The following is a 20534-nucleotide window of genomic DNA, read 5'->3' as shown; positions in this document are numbered from 1 at the left end:
CGCAATGTGCGCTTTGCCTGCCTCAGGCGGCAGGGCATTTAATTCCACGGGGTCAAGCCTCATGACAGAGATTTGTGCTCGGGCCGTCTATCGTCGGCGAAGACAAGGCATGGCGCCACAATCAGCGCCCCTGGCATTCGTGACCTGGTGAAGAATGCCGTTGCGTACCTCTCGCCCCCATGTTTCAAAACAGGTCGATAGACCCGTGAGAATGGTTTCGAAGCCTGCGGGGTTGCCCACGGTCCGGCGAGAATTCTAAAAGACGTTCACAATGACACAGCACGCAAAAGACGCACGAATTCTCATGTACAGCCACGACACGTTCGGGCTCGGCCATCTGCAGCGCTGCCGAACGATCGCGCATTCGCTGGTCGGGGATTTCCGCGGACTTCAGGTGCTAATCATTTCGGGCGCCACCATCGCCGGCGCCTTCGACTACCGCGCCCGCGTCGACTTCGTGAAGATCCCCAGCGTCATCAAGCTGCGAAACGGCGAATACACCTCGCTGGAAAAGGACATCGATCTGCACGAGACGCTAAGGATGCGGCAGTCGATTATCCGCCACACGGCCGAGAGCTTCCGGCCGGATATCTTCATCGTCGACAAGGAACCGCTGGGGCTGCGCGGAGAGATCGAGGATACGCTGTCCTACCTCAAGACGCGGGGCACCACGCTCGTGCTTGGCCTGCGCGAGGTGATGGACGCGCCGCATTTGCTCGAAGCGGAGTGGGCACGCAGGGATGTGATGCGCAAGATCGGCCTGTTCTACGACAAGGTCTGGGTCTATGGCCCGCCGGATTTCTACGATCCGCTGACCGGCCTGGAGGTGCCGCCGGCGGTCAGGGCAAAGATGAAGTTCGTCGGTTTCCTGCAACGGAGCCTGCAGCAGAACCAGTTGCCCGGCCACCGGCCCGAGGGCGACTATATCCTGGTTACCACCGGTGGCGGCGGTGACGGCGCCGACCTGATCCATAACGTCATCGAGGCCTATCAGCAGGATCCGCTATTGCAGCACCGGGCGCTGATCGTCCTTGGGCCCTACATGCCGGCGCGCAAGCGCAACAAGCTGGTCAGGAAAGGGGCCAAGATCCCCTACGTCAAGATCATCGAATTCGACAACCGCATGGAAGAGCTGATTGCCGGCGCCAAGGCGGTGGTGGCGATGGGCGGCTACAACACCTATTGCGAGATACTGTCTTTCGACAAGCCGGCGCTGATCGTGCCGCGCGTCACGCCGCGCGAGGAACAGCTGATCCGGGCACGGCGCGCAGCCGAACTCGGCCTCATCGAGATGCTTTTGCCTGAGGAAGCCGAGGATGCCCAGCGGTTTGCCGATGCGCTGCAGGTTTTGCCGGGCCGGCCCCGCCCATCGCAGAGCAATGCGCATCTGACGCTGGAAGGGCTGCCTCATATTTCCGAAATCGTCGCGGAACTGCTCGACCGGCGGGCCGGCCATCACCTTTCGGTCATTGAAGGCATGAACTGAGTTGCAACACCGCAAGATCGTCGTGGTTCTGAAGGGCTACCCGCGGCTGTCGGAAACCTTCATCGCGCAGGAGCTGCTCGGTCTGGAGCGTGCGGGGTTCGACCTGATACTTTTCGCGCTCAGGCGGCCGACCGACGCAAAACGTCATCCCGTGCATGACGAGATCAAGGCCCCCGTCCATTATCTGCCGGAATATCTGCACAGAGAGCCGCTGCGCGTGGTTCGATCGCTGTTTGCCTGTCTGCCGCGGCCTGGCTTCTGGCGCGCGCTCAAATCGCTCGCTGCCGATATCCGCCGCGACTTTACGCGCAATCGCGCGCGCCGCTTCGGGCAAGCGCTGGTGCTGGCGGCCGAATGGCCGCAAGATGCCGGATGGCTGCATGCCCATTTCGCGCACACGCCGGCATCGGTGACGCGCTATGCCAGCCAGCTTCGTGGCTTGCCCTGGAGCTGCTCAGCCCATGCCAAGGACATCTGGACGTCGGCGGACTGGGATCTGGCCGGCAAGCTTTCCTCGGCGCGCTGGACGGTCACGTGCACGAAAACCGGCTTCGACCATCTGAAAAAACTCGCCAACGGCAGTTCGTCCGTGCATCTGAGCTATCATGGGCTCGACCTTGACCGCTTCGGCAGTTTCGGCGAGGCGCGAAAACAGCGTGACGGCTCGGCGCCGGCCGAACCGGTCATGATCTTGAGTGTCGGACGCGCCGTTGAAAAGAAAGGCTATGATACGTTGCTGGAGGCTCTTGCCCTCTTGCCTGGCGATCTGGCGTGGTGTTTCGAGCATATCGGTGGCGGCGAGGAACTGAAGCGGCTGAAGGCGCTGGCGCAAAGGCTCGGGCTGGAGGGGCGCGTCTCCTGGAAAGGCGCGCTGGCGCAGGAGGAGGTGCTTGAGCACTACCGCAGCGCCGACATCTTCGCTTTGGCCTGCAGGATCACCGCGGACGGCGACCGGGACGGCCTGCCGAATGTTCTGGTGGAGGCGGCCAGCCAGCGGCTTGCCTGCGTGTCGACCGATATTTCCGGCGTGCCGGAGCTTTTATCGTCGGATGAAACCGGGCTGCTGATTCCCTCGGAAAACCCGACTGCCCTGGCACAGGCGCTGGAGCGCCTGATCCGCGATCCCGTCCTGCGCGCCCGCCTCGGCGACGCCGCGGAGCGGCGCGTGCGAAGCAATTTCGACCATGTGGCAGGCATTGGACAGCTCAAGGAACTGTTCGAGCGGGAGTGGCGGGTCGCCGAATGAAGCGGCTGCGCGCTTTCTTCTATGTTCAGCACCTGCTCGGCATCGGCCATCTCGCGCGCGCCAGCCGCATTGCGGCGGCTCTGGTCGATGACGGGTTCGACGTCACCGTCGTGACCGGCGGAGCGCCGATCGCGGGATTTCCGGGATCGGGTGTAAAATCCGTGACCCTGCCGCCTGTCACCTCCGGTGACGAAGGGTTTTCCGGACTTGTCGACCTGCAGGGCAAAGCCATCGACGATGATTTCAAGACGCGGCGCTCAGAGATGCTGCTGCAGGCTTTCCGGAATTACAGGCCCGACATCGTCATTATCGAGGCGTTTCCCTTTGGACGCCGGCAGATGCGTTTCGAACTCTTGCCACTGATCGAGGCCATCGAAGCGACATCGCCCAGACCGCTGCTGGCGGCGTCCGTCCGCGACATCCTTCAGGAGCGCGTGAAGCCGAGCCGAAACGAAGAAACGGTCGATCTCGTCAACAGGCATTTCGATCTTGTCATGGTCCATGGCGATCCGGCTTTCGCAACCATCGACAAGACATTTCCGCTGGCTGGGGCGATCAGGGCCGAGGTCGCCTACACCGGGCTCGTTGCCGCGCCGCCGGCGCAAGCGGCCTCAGAGCGCTTCGACGTTCTGGTGTCGGTTGGCGGCGGGGCGGCCGGAAAGAGCCTTGTCAGATCCACCGTCGCGGCGGCGCGAAATGCCGATAACGCCTGGACATGGTGTTTGATCACCGGCCCAAACCTGCCGAAGGACGAGTTTGACGCGATTTCACGCGATGCCTCCCCACGCCTGTCCATCTTCCGGTTCCGCGAGGATTTCGCCAGCCTGCTGACCGGCGCCCGCCTGTCGGTCTCGCAGGCGGGTTACAACACGGTCTGCGATGTCATGCGCGCGGGGTGTCGCTCGCTGCTCGTTCCATTTGCAGCCGGCGGGGAAACCGAGCAGACGCGTCGCGCTCTGATGCTCGAAGAGCTCGGTCTTGCAACGGTGCTGACGGAACAGGACCTGACGCCTGAAGGTCTGGCGCATGCGATCGAGCAGGCGCTTGCCGGACCGCCGCCAGCCGCGCATCGTCTCGATCTGGAAGGGGCGAGGCGCTCGGCGCAAATCCTGTGCGAGCGCTTCAAACAGCTCCGATCAGCATGAAGCGTGTATAATTTTTTGTCGGCAATTCGCCGGAGAACCTGATCTGCCGCAGCGCCGCCATGGCTTCGAAGGCTGCAAGTGACGCCACGCAGTTGATGTGCGTCGGCTCGCTGAAATAATCGTTCGACTGCAGCAGCACGTTCGTACCCCGCGGAAGCAGGGCAAGCCAGGCGCTGAGATCGGCTATGTGTTCGCAGCTCGTATTGACCACCAGGTCAGGCCCGCCGGCGGCATAGTCGAGTGTGTACATATCTGCCGTCAGCGCTTGAAACCGCTCGCCGGCTTGCCGGTTGAGTGTCCGGGCGACCGCGCCGACTTCGGGATCGATGTCGATGCTGTCGATCGCCCCGATGTCGAAGCGGGCGTCATTGAAAAGCATCGCCGGCAATACGCCGTACCATCCACCCAGAACCCATATGCGCTCGAACCGGCCGCCGCAGCTTTCGAACAGCCTGTCGAGCGCCCACATCTTGCAGGCGACCTGCTTGTGGTTGAAGGCATTGGCGATATCGGCCTGCGGATGCTTGGCGATGACGCGCGCCAGCCCGGCCACGAGAGGGTGGTCGACATAGGCGGCAATTCCCCGCGTGAGGTCCAGGGCTTGCTCATGCCCACCCATGCCGGCATTGCGTGGTTGCGTGACATCCATCATATTCGTCTTCTATGTTGGGATTTCGGGCGACACAACGCAATCTTGCCTCTTGCAAGCCTGTTCGACTTGCGGACGCGACTGTGGCGCAAGCCGTTTCGCCATTGACCGGAGGAGGCCGATTGCATTTGTCCGGACCATCGGCGCCCATCCGTCTGGCGCGCAGCTGCCGCTTCGAACTGGTCGATGGCAGCGAAGACATGGCCGATACACCATTCGCCAGCAGGTGCCTTTACATTCTGCATCCTTCAAACTGACAATCGCATATGGAAACCAGCCTAGCCCGCTATATCTGGACGCACACCAGGAAGCAGCAGCTCTGGATATTGATGATCGTCGTGCTTTCGATGGTCCCGTATTTCATGTCGTTCGACCTGCCGAAGCTGATCGTCAACGGCCCGATCCAGGGCAAGGGGTTCGAGCAACCGGGCGCGACCCTGCCATTCATGAGGTTGCACTATAACCTGCCGTTCATCGGCGAGGTGCAGTTCTTCTCCGGTTTTCAGCTCGACCGCACGTCGACGCTGCTTGCGCTCAGCCTTGTTTTCCTCTTGCTGGTCGTCATCAACGGCTTGTTCAAGCTCTACATCAACACTTACAAGGGCCGGCTCGGCGAACGCATGCTGCGGCGTATTCGTTTCGATCTGGTCGATCGTGTGCTGCGGTTTCCGCCGGTTTACTTCAAGCGGGTGAAATCCGCCGAAGTGGCGACCATGGTGAAGGACGAGGTGGAGCCGCTGGGCGGCTTCATTGGCGATGCCTTCCTGCAGCCGGTGCTGCTCGGCGGCCAGGCGCTGACGGCCATGCTGTTCATCATGGTCCAGAACGTCTGGCTCGGAATGATAGCGGTCGTGATCGTGGCGATCCAGATCGTGCTTATCCCGCGAATGCGGCGGCGGCTGCTCGTGCTCGGGCGCCAGCGGCAGTTGACGGCGCGCGCGCTTTCAGGCCGGGTTGGCGAAATCGTCGACGGCATCGGCGCGGTTCACGTCCACGATACGTCGAACTACGAGCGCGCCGACATAGCAGCCCGGCTCGGGCTCATCTTCAAAATCCGCTTCGATCTTTACCAATGGAAATTCATGGTAAAGTTCCTCAACAATTTTCTCGCGCAGCTCACGCCCTTTCTGTTTTACATGATCGGTGGCTATCTGGTCATCCAGGGGAGGTTGGATGTCGGCCAGCTCGTGGCCGTGATCGGCGCTTACAAGGACTTGCCCGGACCGATGAAGGAACTGATCGACTGGGATCAGGACCGGCAGGATGTCCAGGTCAAATATCAGCAGGTCGTCGAACAGTTCACCGTCGAGAATATCATCGCGCCGGAAATCGGAGCACTGACGGTCGACGATCCCGATCCGATGACCAAGCCGCTGTCGGCGGTCAGCCTGTCGATAGCAGACGATGGCGGCGCAATGCTCCTCAATCGCATCTCGCTCGAGGTCAAGCCGGGTGAGACGGTGGCTCTGGTCAGCACCGCAACAGGGGGAGCGGAGGCGCTTGCGGAAGCCTTTGCGCGGCTGACCTGGCCGGACAGCGGAAGGATCGTTTCGGGCTCCGATGACTTGCTTGATCTCCCCGAAGCCGTGACCGGCCGGCGCATGTCCTACGCTTCGTCGGATGTTTTCCTGTTCCAGGCAAGCCTGCGCGACAATTTGCTCTACGGTTTGAAGCATGCGCCGCTGACATCGGTGACATATGACGGCGCAGCGGCGGACCAGCACCGTTGGAATATCGACGAGGCGCGCCGGTCGGGCAATCCGGATCTCGATATCCGCAGCGACTGGATCAACTATGCCTCCGCCGGCGCCACCGGCCCGCACGACCTCTTCGAAGCCGTGCGCCGGGTGCTCGACGCGGTTCTTCTGTCGCGCGACATTCTGGATCTTGGCTTGCGCTCTTCGGCCGACCTCAAGCGCCACACGAAGCTTGCCGAGCGGATCGTCGAATTGCGTGCGGCGCTGCGAACCCGGTTGGAGGAAGAAGGCCTGAGCGCGCTGGTGGTTCCTTTTGAACCGGGCGCCTACAACAAGGAAGCGACGATCGGCCAGAACCTGCTCTTCGGCGCCGCGGCCGGCCCCGAACTGGCTCACAAGGCACTGGCGTCCAATCCCTATTTTGCTTCCGTGCTGAAGCAAGCCGGCCTCGACCGCACGCTCTACGAAATGGGCATGGAGATCGCCGAACAGGCGATCGAGCTGTTTGCCGACCTGCCGCCCGAACACCAGTTCTTCCAGCAGCTCGCCTTCATGAGCGCCGAGGAGATACCCGCCTACGAAACCTTGCTGCAACGGCTCAAGAATCGCCCCTACGATGCGGTTTCGGAGAACGACCGCGCCATGATGGTCACCTTAAGCTTTGCCTATATCGAGCCCCGGCATCGCTTCGGCCTGTTGACCGACGAGCTGATGAGCAAGATCATCGCTGCACGCAACCAGTTCTATGAAAACCTGCCGGCCGAGCTGGAGAAAGCTGTCGAACGGTTTGACCCTGCCAAATACATCGCCGCGGCCACCGTCATGGACAACGTCCTGTTCGGGCGTGTCGGCAACAACCATCCCGACGCGCCGGACCGCATTCGCTCCATCGTCTATGATATTCTTGACGAACTGGGGCTTTATGCCGAGCTTCTGGATGTCGGCCTGGACTTCAACGTCGGCGCCGCCGGCAGGCGGCTGACCGGCGGACAGCGACAGAAGCTCGATGTTGCCCGCGCCTTGCTCAAGCGTCCCGATTTCCTCATTCTCAATCGGCCGCTGTCGGCGCTCGACCAGCGCGTGCAGGACAAGGTGTTGCGGAATGTGCTCGACGAAGCCAGACGCGACGGCCATTCGCCGGCAATTGTGTGGGTGGTGACGAATCCGGCAATGGCGGCGATGTTCGATCGGGTTGTGGTCTTTGACTCAGGCCAATTGGTGGAAGACGGAACACACGAGACACTCTTGGCGGGAAACGGTATCTTCAAGGAACTTGTGTCATAGTCTGGCAAACGCGAATTCAGGAAGGTTTGCGACAATGCTGCTCAAGGATGAAGTTGGAATGCTGCAACGCGTTCCCTTGTTCTCTGGCATCGAGCCGACAAAGCTCAAGCTGCTCGCGTTCACGTCCGATCGCGTGAACTACAGTGCCGGCCAGATTCTTTTCCGGCAGGGCGACGAGGCAGACGCCGCCTATGTCATCCTTTCGGGCAGCGCGGATATTCTCGTCGATTCCGACAATGGGCCGATCAAAGTTGCCGAATTGCTGCCAAATTCGATCGTTGGCGAGATTGCCATATTGTGCAACAGCTCCCGTACTGCCACCGTCAAAGCGGCAAGTGAGCTGGAGGCCTTGAGAATCCGCAAGGACCATTTCCTGAGGCTTATGAAGGAGTTTCCCGAAATGACCATCGAGATATTGCGGGTTCTTGCCGATAGGCTAAGCAGTACGACCGCGGACCTGATCGACGCACGAACGGCCGAGAGCGATTCACAGTTGCACTGAAGCGGCGAGCCGCTCTGTTTCTTTGTTTTGATGCAGTTTCCGGAACCGTGTCACACCTTTCCTGGAACGACTCTGGCAGCAGTTGGTTGGCTACGATGGGCGAAAGGGTGCATGGACGACGATTTCTTCCTTGTCAGGTTTTGGGGCGTGCGCGGCAGCATTGCGGTGTCGGGGCCAGAATTTGCTCGCTATGGCGGCAACACGATCTGCATCGAGATGCAATGCGGCAAGCATACGCTTCTGTTCGACGCGGGCTCCGGCTTGCGGCCTGCCGGCAGGACGCTTCGGGCGGCGGGCGTCACCGATTTCGACCTGTTTTTCACCCATTGCCACTACGACCACGTCATCGGGCTGCCGGCTTTCAAGCCTATTTATGAACGAGGCATCAAAGTTACGCTTTGGTCCGGGCATCTGGCTGGACGCATGACCACGCGGCAGATGGTCGATGAATTCATTCGGCCGCCATGGTTTCCGGTGACACTCGGTGTCTGCAAGGCGAGCCTCGACTGCCGCGATTTCGCATCCGGAGACGTGCTTCGGCCGCGCGAAGGAGTTGTTGTGCGGACCGGTAGTCTTACCCATCCGGGCGGCTGCATCGGCTACCGGGTCGAATGGGGGGGCCGCGTCGTGGCGGTCATCACAGACACCGAGCACGAGCCGGGCAAACTCGATCCGGCGGTGCTCGGCCTGATCGAGAATGCCGACCTCGTCATTTACGATTGCACCTACACCGAGGAGGAAATGGAGCGCTACCGCGGCAACGGGCACTCGACATGGCAACAGGGCGTCAAGCTCTGCGAGGCCGCCGGCGCGTGGGGGCTTGCGCTGTTTCACCACGATCCGGCACGCACCGACGATGAGCTGGACGAGATGGAGAAACTGGCCAAGGACAGATTTGCCGGCGCTTTTGCGGCGCGGGATGGCCAGACGCTCACATTTCCAGTCTTGCACAAAAAGCGCTGAGCTATTTTCCGGCGCTGCGTTCTGTCAGTGTGCTGATCGGAAGCCATGCGCAGGCTTCGGTCCGCGCGGTGATCGTGAACAGCCGTTCGAGGAAAAGCCATGCCGATTCATCATGGACGAGATGGTGGGTGAGCAGGCCGACCGGTTCGCCGCCGTCGAATGCACGCTGCAATTGCGCGACGATGGCCTGAACCAAGAGACCATGATCGCGGCAGCCGCGCGTGCCATGCCAATCCATGATGTCGACATTGCTGTTGATGACCGCCAGGGAAGCCGGCCTTGGCGGCCCGAACACCGACAATGCCGCAAATCCTATCGATCCGAGGTCGGGTACCAGGCCGGCGTCGATCCGGTTCCAGGGCGGCACCAGCATCGGAACCGCACGTGCGCCGTGCAGGCCGCTTACACGCGACAGCCCGCCGGCCAGCTCATCCAGCACCACCTCGCGTGGCCGATGCGCGCCAAGCTCCTGCTTTTTTTGACCCTCGGGCGCATGATTTCGGTGCGCCCAGCCATGAATGGCGACCGTGGCATGCGGCGCCGCGTCAAGCCGGACGACAAGCTTCCCGTCGGTCTGGGCCGGAATGACGGCCAGAGTGACCGGAACCGCGAAGTCACCGGTGAGGTCGAGCAAGCGATCGAGTGCCGGCGTTGGATCCACGGCGTCATCGTCGCGCAGCCAGAACTCTGCCTTGCGGCCCGCCCGTTGCCGGTGCGCCAGCTCGTCCACCAGGGGCTGCCAAGTCGGGTCGGATGTCATGACAACGGGATCATCTTGAGAAGTTCGGCCAGGCGGGCCTTTGCAGCACCGAGAGAGCGTTCTTCGAGAACGAAACGTCTGGCCTCTGCAGCCATGATGGTTCTTTCATCATTATTGGCCAGAAGCCTTGCAATTGCGGAAGCGAACGCCGCCACATCGCCTGGCGGGGTGAGAAACCCGGTCTGGCCATGCCGCACGACCTCCGGCACGCCGGCAATGTCCTGAGCCACCACCGGAAGGCCGGCGGCCTGTGCTTCAAGATAGGCAATGCCATAGGCCTCGCCGTAACCCGGCCAGACGTAGATTCCCCCGCGATAGAGGACATCCGGCACGGCGACCGGCTCAATCGCGCCAAGCCATTCGATACGGTCGGCGGGCAAGCCGGCGAATTGCGCCTTTACCTCGTCACGGGCAGGTCCGTCCCCGACGACCGACAGCGTCCAGGGGAGGTGGCCGATCAACCCGAGCGCCTGCGCCAGCATGCGATAGCTCAAGACCTTGTCGCCCGGGCGCATCATGGCGATGGTCACGAGGCGCGTCGGATAATCCAGTACCGGCATTTCGTGGAATGCCGATGTGTCGATGAAGGGTGAAAGCATACCGAGAGCGGCGTGGGGAACAGCATCCGCCAGCCCCTGGCGATCCCTTTGCGTGAAGCAGATGTTCAGCGCCGCCTGCTCGATGGCTCGCGCCACCAATGCCTGGCTATCGGCCCACGAACCGGCGTTGCGCCGTTCGGAATAGGAGGCTTCGGCCGTCACATAGGGGACAGCAAAGGCCAACGCCAGCTCGGGCCCGATCAGGTCGGGCGCCTTGTAGTAGGGATGATAGGAGAACCAGAGATCGGGCTTGCCGTCACGGTCCCAAAGCCTTGTCAGTCGCGCGGCTTCGTCCCGGGCCTCGATCATGAGCGCATCGAAACTTTTCGGTTCCGGCTGGCGTAGATAGAAGCGCAACTCCGATGCCAGTTCGACGCTATGCCCGCCATGCTGCAGCGCCTGGACCAGCATCCGTGCCATCTGGCGGTCGCCGGAGACAACGGGATGATTGGGCGACTTCAGCGGGGCGTAGAAGGCAATTCGCATCGCGCGATCCTATCATCGCAAAGCCTGCCCAAGTCAATTTCGAGGCATGATCGACTTCACCTTCAAGCGCTGGAATGTGCTATCTGATGCTTATGGAAACAGCAGTCGCGTCCGACCCGTTCGTCGCTTCTTTGCCGGTCTTCGCAAAGTTCGAAAGCGTTGCCGATGTCGATAACTATCGGCCTCTCCCCGATGGCTGGGCGCTGGCCACCGCCGACATCGTCGGCTCGACCAAGGCGATCGAAGCCGGGCGCTACAAAACCGTCAATATGGCCGGCGCCAGCGTCATTTCGGCGCTGCTCAATGCACTGGGCCGGCAAGATCTTCCCTTCGTCTTCGGCGGCGACGGCGCGCTCGTGGCGTTTCCCGGCTCGGCGCTGGAGATCGCCCGTAACGCGCTGGCTTCTGTCCAGAGATGGGTGGCGGACGAACTGGACCTGACCTTGCGTGCCGCAATCGTGCCGATAAAGGACATAAGAGCGCAAGGCCTCGACGTTCGCGTGGCGAGGTTCCAGGCCTCCGAAGCAGCCTTCTATGCCATGTTCGCCGGCGGTGGCGGCAGTTGGGCGGAAGCCGAAATGAAGGCCGGGCGCTACCGCGTCGACCCCGCCCCGGCCGGCGCGCGGCCGGATCTGACCGGCCTCTCCTGCCGCTGGAACCCGATCGAAACCCGGCATGGCGAAATTGTCTCGATCATAGCCGTACCGGGGGCATCGCGCGACTTGCGTGGTTTCCAGTTTCTGGCTTCCGACATCATCGCCCTTGCCGGCAGGCAGGAGCGCGATGGCCACCCGGTGCCGGTGGACGGTCCGGCCTATAGTCTCTTGCCCGCCGGTCTCGATGTCGAGGCACGGGCCACGGCGCCGCCGGGGCGGCGGTGGCTGGCCAAGCTGTGGGTGATCTTCCTGATGACGCTTACGGCCGTCACCGACAAATTGGGCTGGACGATCGGTGGTTTCGATCCGAAGGTCTACAAGCGCGAGGTGGCCAGCAATTCGGATTTCCGCAAGTTCGACGACGGCTTGAAGATGACCATCGACGTCGACGCGGATGTGTTGCAGCGGATCGACAACCGGCTGAAACAAGCGGAAGAGGCCGGCATCTGCAACTATGGCCTGCACCGCCAGAAGTCGGCCTTGATGACATGCCTCGTCATCTCGCCGCTGCAGCGAGATCATGTTCACTTCATCGATGGCGCCGCCGGCGGCTATGCAATGGCTGCCGCAAGCCTGAAGGCGAAGGCGCCAGTCTGATGACGGCTTGGGGAATCGATTTTCCGCAATGCGCCGCGGCCATGGTTCTTGAGACCCGGCGAGCCCAACGGTGCCTGAGCCGACCAATTATTTGCGCGATGTCAGGATCGGGATTGCACTTCGCCGGCAGCCTCGCCACATAGTGTTGCAGGTGATTTGTGCGGTCGACGTCTGCTTGCTTCCTGCAAGGACAGTCATTCGGGATATTCTTCGCCGGCTTCTGCCCCCGAAGCCGGCTTCATTGACTTCGAGAATTTTGCGGATCAAAGGAGATGGCTCGTCTTCGACGGGTTTCGAGATAGCATGAGCACAGCGCAAGCAGAAATTTCCAACATTCTCATGGATAAGGTTGCCGATTGGCTGACCCAATCGGCGCTGGCGGGCGACGACCTGGAAACATTGGTCAAGGGTTTTTGTGAACGGCTGGCTGCTGCCGGCCTGCCGCTGAAGCGGGTGCATTTGAGCTTTTCGATGTTGCATCCGCTTTATGACGCGCTCGGTTTCACCTGGATTCGCGGCCAAGGCCTGGAAGTGGAAGGCTTCCGGAGTGAGAACGGCGTCCATTCCGACAGATTCCTAACCAGCCCATACTACCATCTGCTCAGCAACAAGCTCGACCATCTGCGGCGCCGGCTCGACCCGTCGGTGCGGTCGGAGTTTCCTGTTTTCGATGAGCTCAGGCTTATGGGCGTCACCGATTACATGGCTTTCGTCCATCCCTTCAATGGCGATACAAGTCAGGGCATGTTGGGGTCCTGGTCCACCGACAGTGCTTCAGGCTTCAGCGACAGCATGATTTCGGCGCTGCTGCGGATCCAGAACCATCTCGCCATAGCAAGCAAGATGGCGGTGCTCACCAAGCTCGCCGACAACATGATGACCACGTATCTCGGCGGTGACGCCGGCAGGCGCGTGCTGGACGGCCAGATCAAGCGCGGCGAGGGCGACACAATCCGGGCCGCGCTGGTGATGGGCGATATGCGCGGGTCGACAAGGCTCGCCGAAACCTCCGGCCGCGAAGTCTATATCGATACGCTGAACCAGTTTTTCGATGCCATCGCAGCACCATTCAATCGCAAAGGCGGGCAGATCATGAGTTTCCTGGGGGATGGATTCATTGCCGTCTACCCCTGCGAAAGGCACCGCGCGCAGTCAGAGATCGCCTGCCAGGCTGCTCTTGCGGCTGCGCACAAGGCCAGCATGCGCATGATGGAGCTCAATCTGCGCAGAAAAGAGCAAGGACTGGGCGACATAAAATTTGGTATCGGCCTGCATGTCGGCAATGTGATGTTCGGCAATGTCGGGCTTACCGACCGACTCACATTCTCGGTCTTCGGCTCGGCTGTAAACGAGGTCCAGCGTCTCCAGACCCTGACCAAGAAATATCCGCACAGCGTTCTCGCCAGCAAGGACTTCGCCGGCTATTGCGGGGCCAACAGTTGGCTGACGCTCGGCGAGGAGGAACTGGCGGGCAGCAAGCAGAAGCTGACGGTGCTTTCACCCGATCTGTCGGGTGCTCTCGCACTCGATGAAGACGCTGCGCTGCAGCCGTTTCACGATCGGATATCGGACGCCGAGCAGGTCATGCTGCTTCATCGCGATGCCGCGCGGCTGTCGGCGGGCGACCGGAGGAAGCTCCAGTAGTCACCACCATCCGATCTGGACGCCCTGGTATGCTGTCCGGCCGCCGGTCGCCGGGGAATTCGTTTCGAATCCAAGTTGCTCTGCGCTGACAATGCGCTAGTCTTGCTTTTTTGGGGCCGGTCGGGAGGCGCCAGATTGGGGCTGGTGTGGGAATGGATGCAGGCGTTGATCTGCTGCGGATCGAGGATGTTGGCATCTCTTTTGCCATTGTCGGGGGACCGTTGCATGCCGTCAGGCGGGCAAATCTTCGCGTCCTGCCCGGCAAGGTCACCGCACTTGTCGGTGAGTCCGGTTCCGGAAAATCGGTTCTCAGCCAGGCCGTGATGGGCATCTTGCCGAACACGGCCCATGTTCGCGGCCGTATCCTGTTTTCCGATCCCAAAAAGCCCGGCACGACGCAGGATATCCTGCAGATGCCGCGCGACGGACCCGAAATCCGGGCGTTGAGAGGCAGCCGCATCGGCAAGATCTTTCAGGAGCCGATGACATCGCTGTCGCCGCTGCACACGATCGGCAACCAGGTCAGCGAATCCCTGCAGATTCATACGCACATGGATCGGACGGAGCGCAAGGCACGGACCGAGGAAATGCTCGGCCTCGTCGGGTTCCCCAATCCCAAGCGCGCCTACGACATGTATCCGTTCGAACTTTCGGGAGGATTGCGGCAACGCGCCATGATCGCCATGGCGCTTATCTGCCGGCCCGCTCTGTTGATCGCCGATGAGCCGACGACGGCGTTGGACGTCACCATCCAGGCGCAAATCCTGCAATTGCTGCGCGGGCTTCAGACCAAGCTCAACATGGCAATGCTGCTGATCACGCACGACCTCGGGGTGGTTGCCAATGTCGCCGACGAGGTGGTGGTCATGTACCATGGCGAGATCATGGAAGCGGGCCCTGTGGAGGCAATATTCCGCCGGCCAGGCCACCCTTACCTGAAGGGCCTCATGGCAGCCGTCCCGCATTTCGACCTGAAGCCTGGCGAAAGGCTGAAGGCGCTCCGCGAGGTGCCGGTGAATGTCGGGACCCTGCTGGGCAAGCAGACGGCGCCGGAAGCGAAGGGGCCGGACGACATTCTGCTGTCGGTCAGGGATCTGAAAAAGGTCTACACCATCCGCAACTCCGGATGGTTCAGCGGGAGCCATCAGACCTCTGTTCGCGCCGTGGACGGCGTCAGCTTCGACATCAGGCGAGGTGAGTGCCTGGGCCTGGTTGGCGAAAGCGGCTGCGGCAAAACTACCGTCAGCAAGATCCTGATGCGGGCCGTCACCCCTACCGGCGGCTCCGTGATCTTCAACGGCCGCGACGGACCGATCGACGTCCTGGAAGCCGAGGGAGACGCCCTGCGCTTGCTGCGGGCGAAACTCCAGATGGTTTTCCAGGATCCGGTCTCGTCGCTTTCGCCTCGCATGACCGTGGAAAACATCTTGAGCGAGCCGCTGGAAATCCATCAACGTGGCAATGCCGCGTCCCGGCTAGCCACGGTCAAGAGCCTGATGCAGGCAATCGGGCTCGATCCGCGCTTCATCCAGCGTTATCCCCACAGCTTCTCCGGCGGGCAGCGTCAGCGTATCGGCATCGCGCGCGCGTTGGCGCTGGGGCCTGAACTGCTGATCTGCGACGAGCCGGTTTCGGCGCTCGATGTCTCCGTGCAGGCGCAGATCCTGAACCTTCTGAAGGACCTGCAGAAGGAACTGGGCCTGACCTACCTGTTCATATCCCACAATCTGGCGGTGGTGGACTACATGGCGGACCGCATCGCGGTGATGTGCGGCGGGCGTATCGTCGAGCTTGCACCGCGCGAAATTCTGCTCAGGAAACCGATCCACCCCTACACGCGCTCACTGCTCGCCGCAGTCCCCTTCCCCGATCTCGACCGGCCGATGGATTTCAAGACGCTGAAGCTCGGCGGCGCTTCCGACACCAGCGCATGGGGCCCGCAATTCCGCGACGAGGGCGAAGAGGATATGCTGTCGCCGCTCGATCTCGGCGGCGGCCATCTCGTGCTGGCCCGACGTTCGGCCGATGTCAGCGAGTTACGCCATTGATCAGCCGCCGCACTGTCCTTGGTCTCATGGCTTCGGCATTTCTGCCGGGCACGGCGCGCGCCGGCGATCTGGAGCCGGATTTTCTTCAGCCGCAGCTGAAAGCCAGGGCTCTGCCGCCACTCGCGGAGCGCCTGCCCAAAAGCCCGCGCGCGTTGAACCTCGCCGCGATGGGCCGGCAGCCCGGCCAGTATGGCGGCACGCTGCGTACGATCATCGGCAGCCAGAAAGATATCCGGATGATGACGATCTACGGGTATTCCCGGCTGGTCGGCTATGACGAAAAGCTTAACTTTCAAGCCGACATTCTCGAAAGCTTCGACGTAAAGGATGATCGCGTCTTCACGTTCAAGATTCGGGAAGGCCATAAATGGTCAGACGGCAGCCTGCTGACGCCGGAGGATTTTCGTTATTGCTGGGAAGATGTCTGGCTGAACGATGAGCTTTCGCAAGGGGGGCTCGCCCCTGCCCTGCTGGCGGACGGCAAGCCGCCACGTTTCGAGATCGTCGATCCGTTGACGGTCCGCTACAGTTGGGACGCGCCCAATCCCGACTTCCTGCCCAAGCTTGCCGCTGCTTCGCCGACACCGCTTGTTTTGCCGGCCGCCTATCTCAAGCAGTTCCACAAGAAATACCAGGATCCATTCCGGCTCGCCGGCCTGATGAAGGAGAACCGGACCGCGAAATGGACGCTCCTGCATATCCGCATGTCGCGGCAGTATCGCCCGGAGAACCCGGATCTGCCGACGCTCGACCCCTGGCAGAACCGGACCAAGCCGCCGGCCGAGCAGTTCATCTTCGAGCGCAACCCGTTCTTTCATCGAACAGACGAGAACGGCCGGCAACTGCCCTATGTCGACCGGATCATCATGAATGTCAGCTCGTCGGCGATCATCTCCGCCAAGACCGGTGCGGGCGAGAGCGACCTGCAATGCATGGGAATCGACTTCAGCGATTACTCCTTCCTGAAGGACGCGGAGAAGCGCTACCCGGTGAAGATGCATCTGTGGAAACGCACACAGGGTTCGCGGCTGGCGCTCATGCCCAATCTGAATTGTGCCGACCCGGTGTGGCGTGGCCTTTTGCGTGACGTGCGCGTGCGCCGCGCCCTTTCGCTCGCTGTGGACCGGCGCGAGATCAACATGGCCGTCTTCTACGGATTGGCGCAGGAAAGCGCCGATACGGTCTTGCCGGAGAGCCCGCTCTACCGGCCGGAATTCGCGAAAGCCTGGGTCGCCCACGATCCCGACCAGGCCAATGCACTGCTTGACGAGGTCGGGCTTCAGGCCCGTGACGATGACGGCCTGCGGCTACTTCCCGATGGACGCCCGGCGCAGATCATCGTGGAAACGGCCGGCGAAAGCACGCTGGAAACCGATGCGCTCGAACTCATCACCGATCACTGGCGCAAGATCGGCATCGCTTTGTTCATCCGGACTTCGCAGCGCGACATCTTCCGCAGCCGCGCGCTGGGCGGCCAGATCCTGATGTCGATGTCGTCGGGCATCGACAATGGCGTGCCGACCGCCGACATGAATCCATACCAGTTGGCCCCCACCATCGACGACCAACTGCAATGGCCGCTCTGGGGCGCTTACTATCTGTCGCATGGCAAGATGGGTGAGGCGCCCGATGTTCCTGAAGTGGTCGAGTTGATGGCTTTGCTCAAGCGCTGGAACGGATCGACCCAATCCAGCGAGCGCGCCGAAATCTGGAACTCGATGCTGTCGATCTACACCGATCAGGTGTTCTCTATCGGTACGGTGAACGAAACACTTCAGCCGATTCTGGTATCCTCGCGGCTGCGCAACCTGCCTAACAAAGCACTCTACGGCTACGACCCGACCTCCTATTTCGGTGTCTACATGCCGGACACATTCTGGCTTGGAGGCTCCTGAGCGTGCTTCGATATCTTGTCTGGCGCATCGCTGTGATGGTTCCAACGCTGCTGGTCATATCGGCGCTGGTGTTCACCATCATCGAACTTCCACCGGGCGACTATTTCGACAGCTATGTCGCCGAGCTTCGGGCCCAGGGCGAAGCGGTGGATTCCGACCGCATCCAGATGATGCGCAAGGAATATGGTTTCGACCAGCCGCCGGTCATTCGCTACTTCTACTGGGTGGGCGGGATGCTGCACGGCGATTTCGGCTATTCCTTCGAATATGAGCTGCCGGTTCGCGACGTCGTCGGCGACCGAATGTGGCTGACCGTGCTGGTTTCCTTCGTCACGATCATCTTCACCTGGCTCATCGCCTTTCCGATCGGCATGTACTCCGCCACGCATCAATACAGCTGGGGCGACTACGGCCTGACTTTCTTCGGCCTTCTCGGCCTTGCCATTCCGAATTTCATGCTGGCGCTGATCCTGATGTATTTCGCCAACATCTGGTTCGGCACGTCCATCGGCCACCTCATGGACCAGCAATATCTCGGTGAGCCGATGAGCTGGGCCAAGGCGAAGTCGATCCTCGCCCATCTCTGGATCCCGGTCCTGATCATCGGCACCGGCGGCACGGCGAGCATGATCCGGCGGCTGCGCGCCAATCTGCTCGACGAACTGCACAAGCAATATGTCGTTACGGCGCGCGCCAAGGGCCTGCATCCGTTTAAGGCGCTGGTCAAATATCCGCTGCGCATGGCGCTCAATTTCTTCATTTCCGACATCGGCTCGATCCTGCCGGCCATCATCTCCGGCGCTGAGATCACGGCTATCGTTTTGTCTTTGGAAACGACCGGGCCGATGCTGATCAAGGCGCTGCAAAGCCAGGATATGTATCTGGCAGGGTCATTCCTGATGTTCCTTGCCTTCCTGACGGTTATCGGCGTGCTCATTTCCGACCTGGCGCTGGCGCTGCTTGATCCACGAATTCGTTTGCAGGGTGGCAGCACCAAATGAAGCAGGACTCGCCGCTGCCCGCTCCGGGTGCTCCACTGCAACACTACATTTCCGGCGCGCCCTTCGACCTGCAGTCGGTCGAGGCGATGACGCCGGAGCAATCGAAGGTCTTTCAGGCATCGCAGTTGCGGCTGATGTGGTGGAAATTCCGCAAACACCGGCTTGCGCTTATATCCGGCATATTCCTGGCAGTGCTGTATTCCGGGATACTGATCTGCGAGTTCCTGGCGCCCTACAATCTGCACTCGCGCAACATGGACTACATCTATGCGCCGCCGCAGCACGTGCACCTGTTCCACAATGGCGAGTTCGTCGGGCCGTTCGTCTATGGCCGCCAGATGACGCTGGATATGGACACGCTCAAGCGGAACTACATCGAGAACCACGACGATGTTCAGCGGCTCCGTTTCTTCTGCAAGGGCGACACTTATCGGTTCTGGGGCCTGATCGAAGGTGACAGGCATTTTGTCTGTCCTGCCGAAAACGGGCAGCTGTTTCTGGCCGGCACCGACAGGCTGGGGCGCGACGTGCTCTCGCGCATGATCTATGGCGCACGCATTTCACTGACTATCGGCCTCGTCGGCATCAGTTTCAGCTTCCTGCTCGGCATCGTCATCGGCGGACTGGCCGGCTATCACGGCGGTATCTTCGACCTGATCGTTCAACGAATAATCGAAGTCCTGCAATCGATTCCCAGCATTCCGCTATGGCTGGCCCTGGCGGCGATCATGCCGATAACCTGGAGTCCGATCCTGATCTATTTCGGCATCACCGTCATCCTCGGGCTGCTCGACTGGACCGGACTGGCGCGCGCCGTGCGTTCAAAGCTTCTGGCCTTGCGCGAGGAGGATTACGTTCTGGCGGCGCAATTGATGGGCGCCGGAAGCAGCCGCATCATCAGGCGGCATCTCATTCCCGGCTTCATGTCGCATCTGATCGCGACGGCGACGCTCTCCATCCCTGGCATGATCCTGGGCGAAACGGCGCTGAGCTTCCTCGGGCTCGGCCTGAGAGCGCCGATCACCAGCTGGGGCATCCTGCTCACCGAGGCGCGCAGCGTCAGCGTGATCGCGTTCTATCCATGGCTGCTTTTGCCGATGCTGCCCGTCATCCTCGTCATCATGGCGTTCAACTTCCTCGGCGACGGCTTGCGGGACGCCGCGGACCCCTACAAGTGAGATCGCCATTCCGCCACGCATAGTGCCGCCGACGCCACCCGGAATGTCGCTTGCCGGCCTCCTGTACGGTTGTTGCACTGTTTATTGTCCGCCCCTATATGTGCCGACTCGCAATCGAGCTTAGCGCGTCAGCTTCGGGATTCACCGTGAACAGTTCTTGTCGCGGGCGTTACCGATCTCTTGATCTGGTTCAGGACACACAATCGCATATGAGTCGCCTCGATAATTTCATCAGCAGGATGACCGCGCAGCGCGACATTCTTAATCGAATCTGCCCCGAGGTGGCGAAGATGGAGGGGCTTGTGCTTGAGCTCGGCCTCGGCAATGGCCGGACATTCCACCATCTGCGCGAGCTTCTGCCCGGGCGCCGGATCGTGGTGTTCGACCGCGAAGTTGGCGCGCACACTAGCTCAATTCCCGAAGCTGAAAACCTCGTGCTCGGCGAAATACGCGAGACGGGCCGCAAGTTCATTGGCATCGAAGCCGCCCTTGTTCATGCCGACATCGGCACCGGCTATGACGATCGCGATGCAGTGACCGCTACCTGGCTTCCCGATCTGATTGCGAGCCTGCTTCGCGTCGGCGGCTTCGCGGTCAGTGGCACGCCGCTCGATCACCCGCTGTTGCAACACCTCCCGGCGCCCACTTCGGAGCCCGCCGACCGTTATTTCCTCTGCAAGCGCGTGTGAGCGGTAGAG

The 20534-nt window shown here is 61.3% G+C and carries 16 protein-coding genes; 13 read left to right on the top strand and 3 right to left on the bottom strand.

All coding sequences use genetic code 11. From position 1 onward, the window contains the following. Positions 1 to 271: 271 nt before the first annotated feature. The 3 genes from NKI15_RS27845 to NKI15_RS27835 are packed head-to-tail and all read left to right on the top strand — an operon-like array spanning position 272 to position 3877. Positions 272 to 1486, top strand: coding sequence for a glycosyltransferase family protein (locus tag NKI15_RS27845; protein WP_023754931.1), 1215 nt, complete (start codon positions 272 to 274; stop codon positions 1484 to 1486). Position 1487: 1 nt separating this feature from the next. Further along, complete coding sequence (locus tag NKI15_RS27840) at positions 1488 to 2732, top strand: glycosyltransferase (protein WP_023730304.1); 1245 nt, start codon at positions 1488 to 1490, stop codon at positions 2730 to 2732. Further along, positions 2729 to 3877: a glycosyltransferase family protein gene (locus tag NKI15_RS27835; RefSeq protein ID WP_023740144.1), complete on the top strand. Its 1149-nt coding sequence runs from the start codon at positions 2729 to 2731 to the stop codon at positions 3875 to 3877. The genes NKI15_RS27840 and NKI15_RS27835 overlap by 4 nt, the downstream gene beginning before the upstream one ends. On the opposite strand, the gene NKI15_RS27830 is transcribed toward NKI15_RS27835, so the two are convergent. Next, positions 3855 to 4526 carry a class I SAM-dependent methyltransferase gene (locus NKI15_RS27830; protein ID WP_081726163.1) on the bottom strand — a complete coding sequence of 224 codons (672 nt, stop codon included), beginning with the start codon at positions 4524 to 4526 and terminating at the stop codon, positions 3855 to 3857. The genes NKI15_RS27835 and NKI15_RS27830 overlap by 23 nt on opposite strands. Positions 4527 to 4792: 266 nt before the next feature. Between NKI15_RS27830 and NKI15_RS27825 the strand changes: the two genes are divergently transcribed. The 3 genes from NKI15_RS27825 to NKI15_RS27815 all read left to right on the top strand — a co-directional run bounded on the left by NKI15_RS27825 (position 4793) and on the right by NKI15_RS27815 (position 8972). Next, positions 4793 to 7507 carry an ABC transporter transmembrane domain-containing protein gene (locus tag NKI15_RS27825; RefSeq protein ID WP_023706793.1) on the top strand — a complete coding sequence of 905 codons (2715 nt, stop codon included), beginning with the start codon at positions 4793 to 4795 and terminating at the stop codon, positions 7505 to 7507. 34 nt (positions 7508 to 7541) lie between these two features. Further along, positions 7542 to 8009 (top strand): cyclic nucleotide-binding domain-containing protein, encoded by a 468-nt coding sequence (locus tag NKI15_RS27820; protein ID WP_023672144.1) that lies wholly within the window; start codon positions 7542 to 7544, stop codon positions 8007 to 8009. Between the two features lie 111 nt (positions 8010 to 8120). After that, positions 8121 to 8972: an MBL fold metallo-hydrolase gene (locus NKI15_RS27815; RefSeq protein WP_023740142.1), complete on the top strand. Its 852-nt coding sequence runs from the start codon at positions 8121 to 8123 to the stop codon at positions 8970 to 8972. Position 8973: 1 nt separating this feature from the next. On the opposite strand, the gene NKI15_RS27810 is transcribed toward NKI15_RS27815, so the two are convergent. Then, on the bottom strand, positions 8974 to 9732 hold the full coding sequence (locus NKI15_RS27810) for a polysaccharide deacetylase family protein (protein ID WP_023740141.1): 759 nt from the start codon (positions 9730 to 9732) through the stop codon (positions 8974 to 8976). Further along, positions 9729 to 10817 (bottom strand): glycosyltransferase family 4 protein, encoded by a 1089-nt coding sequence (locus tag NKI15_RS27805; RefSeq protein WP_023740140.1) that lies wholly within the window; start codon positions 10815 to 10817, stop codon positions 9729 to 9731. Before NKI15_RS27805 ends, NKI15_RS27810 begins: the two co-directional genes overlap by 4 nt. 74 nt (positions 10818 to 10891) lie before the next feature. Between NKI15_RS27805 and NKI15_RS27800 the strand changes: the two genes are divergently transcribed. From NKI15_RS27800 to NKI15_RS27770, 7 genes are all read left to right on the top strand, one after another. Beyond that, the gene (locus NKI15_RS27800) at positions 10892 to 12070 is read left to right on the top strand and encodes a DUF3095 domain-containing protein (protein ID WP_031253616.1); all 1179 of its coding nucleotides are present in this window, start codon (positions 10892 to 10894) and stop codon (positions 12068 to 12070) included. Between the two features lie 303 nt (positions 12071 to 12373). Further along, positions 12374 to 13714 carry an adenylate/guanylate cyclase domain-containing protein gene (locus NKI15_RS27795; RefSeq protein ID WP_023672139.1) on the top strand — a complete coding sequence of 447 codons (1341 nt, stop codon included), beginning with the start codon at positions 12374 to 12376 and terminating at the stop codon, positions 13712 to 13714. A 152-nt stretch (positions 13715 to 13866) separates the two neighbouring features. Then, positions 13867 to 15762, top strand: a complete 1896-nt coding sequence (locus tag NKI15_RS27790; RefSeq protein ID WP_023672138.1) for an ABC transporter ATP-binding protein — start codon at positions 13867 to 13869, stop codon at positions 15760 to 15762. After that, positions 15759 to 17657, top strand: coding sequence for an ABC transporter substrate-binding protein (locus tag NKI15_RS27785; protein WP_352514262.1), 1899 nt, complete (start codon positions 15759 to 15761; stop codon positions 17655 to 17657). The genes NKI15_RS27790 and NKI15_RS27785 overlap by 4 nt, the downstream gene beginning before the upstream one ends. A 2-nt stretch (positions 17658 to 17659) precedes the next feature. Next, positions 17660 to 18658 (top strand): ABC transporter permease, encoded by a 999-nt coding sequence (locus NKI15_RS27780; protein WP_023672136.1) that lies wholly within the window; start codon positions 17660 to 17662, stop codon positions 18656 to 18658. Continuing rightward, positions 18655 to 19836 carry an ABC transporter permease gene (locus NKI15_RS27775; RefSeq protein WP_031198424.1) on the top strand — a complete coding sequence of 394 codons (1182 nt, stop codon included), beginning with the start codon at positions 18655 to 18657 and terminating at the stop codon, positions 19834 to 19836. The genes NKI15_RS27780 and NKI15_RS27775 overlap by 4 nt, the downstream gene beginning before the upstream one ends. A 209-nt stretch (positions 19837 to 20045) precedes the next feature. After that, a complete protein-coding gene (locus NKI15_RS27770) occupies positions 20046 to 20525 on the top strand; it encodes a class I SAM-dependent methyltransferase (RefSeq protein ID WP_023672134.1) in 480 nt (159 codons plus the stop codon). The last annotated feature ends 9 nt before the right edge of the window (positions 20526 to 20534 follow it).

The sequence above is a fragment of the Mesorhizobium sp. M0862 genome, from assembly GCF_040319795.1.
In the GTDB taxonomy this organism is placed as follows: domain Bacteria; phylum Pseudomonadota; class Alphaproteobacteria; order Rhizobiales; family Rhizobiaceae; genus Mesorhizobium.
The sequence above is the reverse complement of the archived record's forward strand: the minus strand, read 5'-3'. Positions and strand labels throughout refer to the sequence as shown.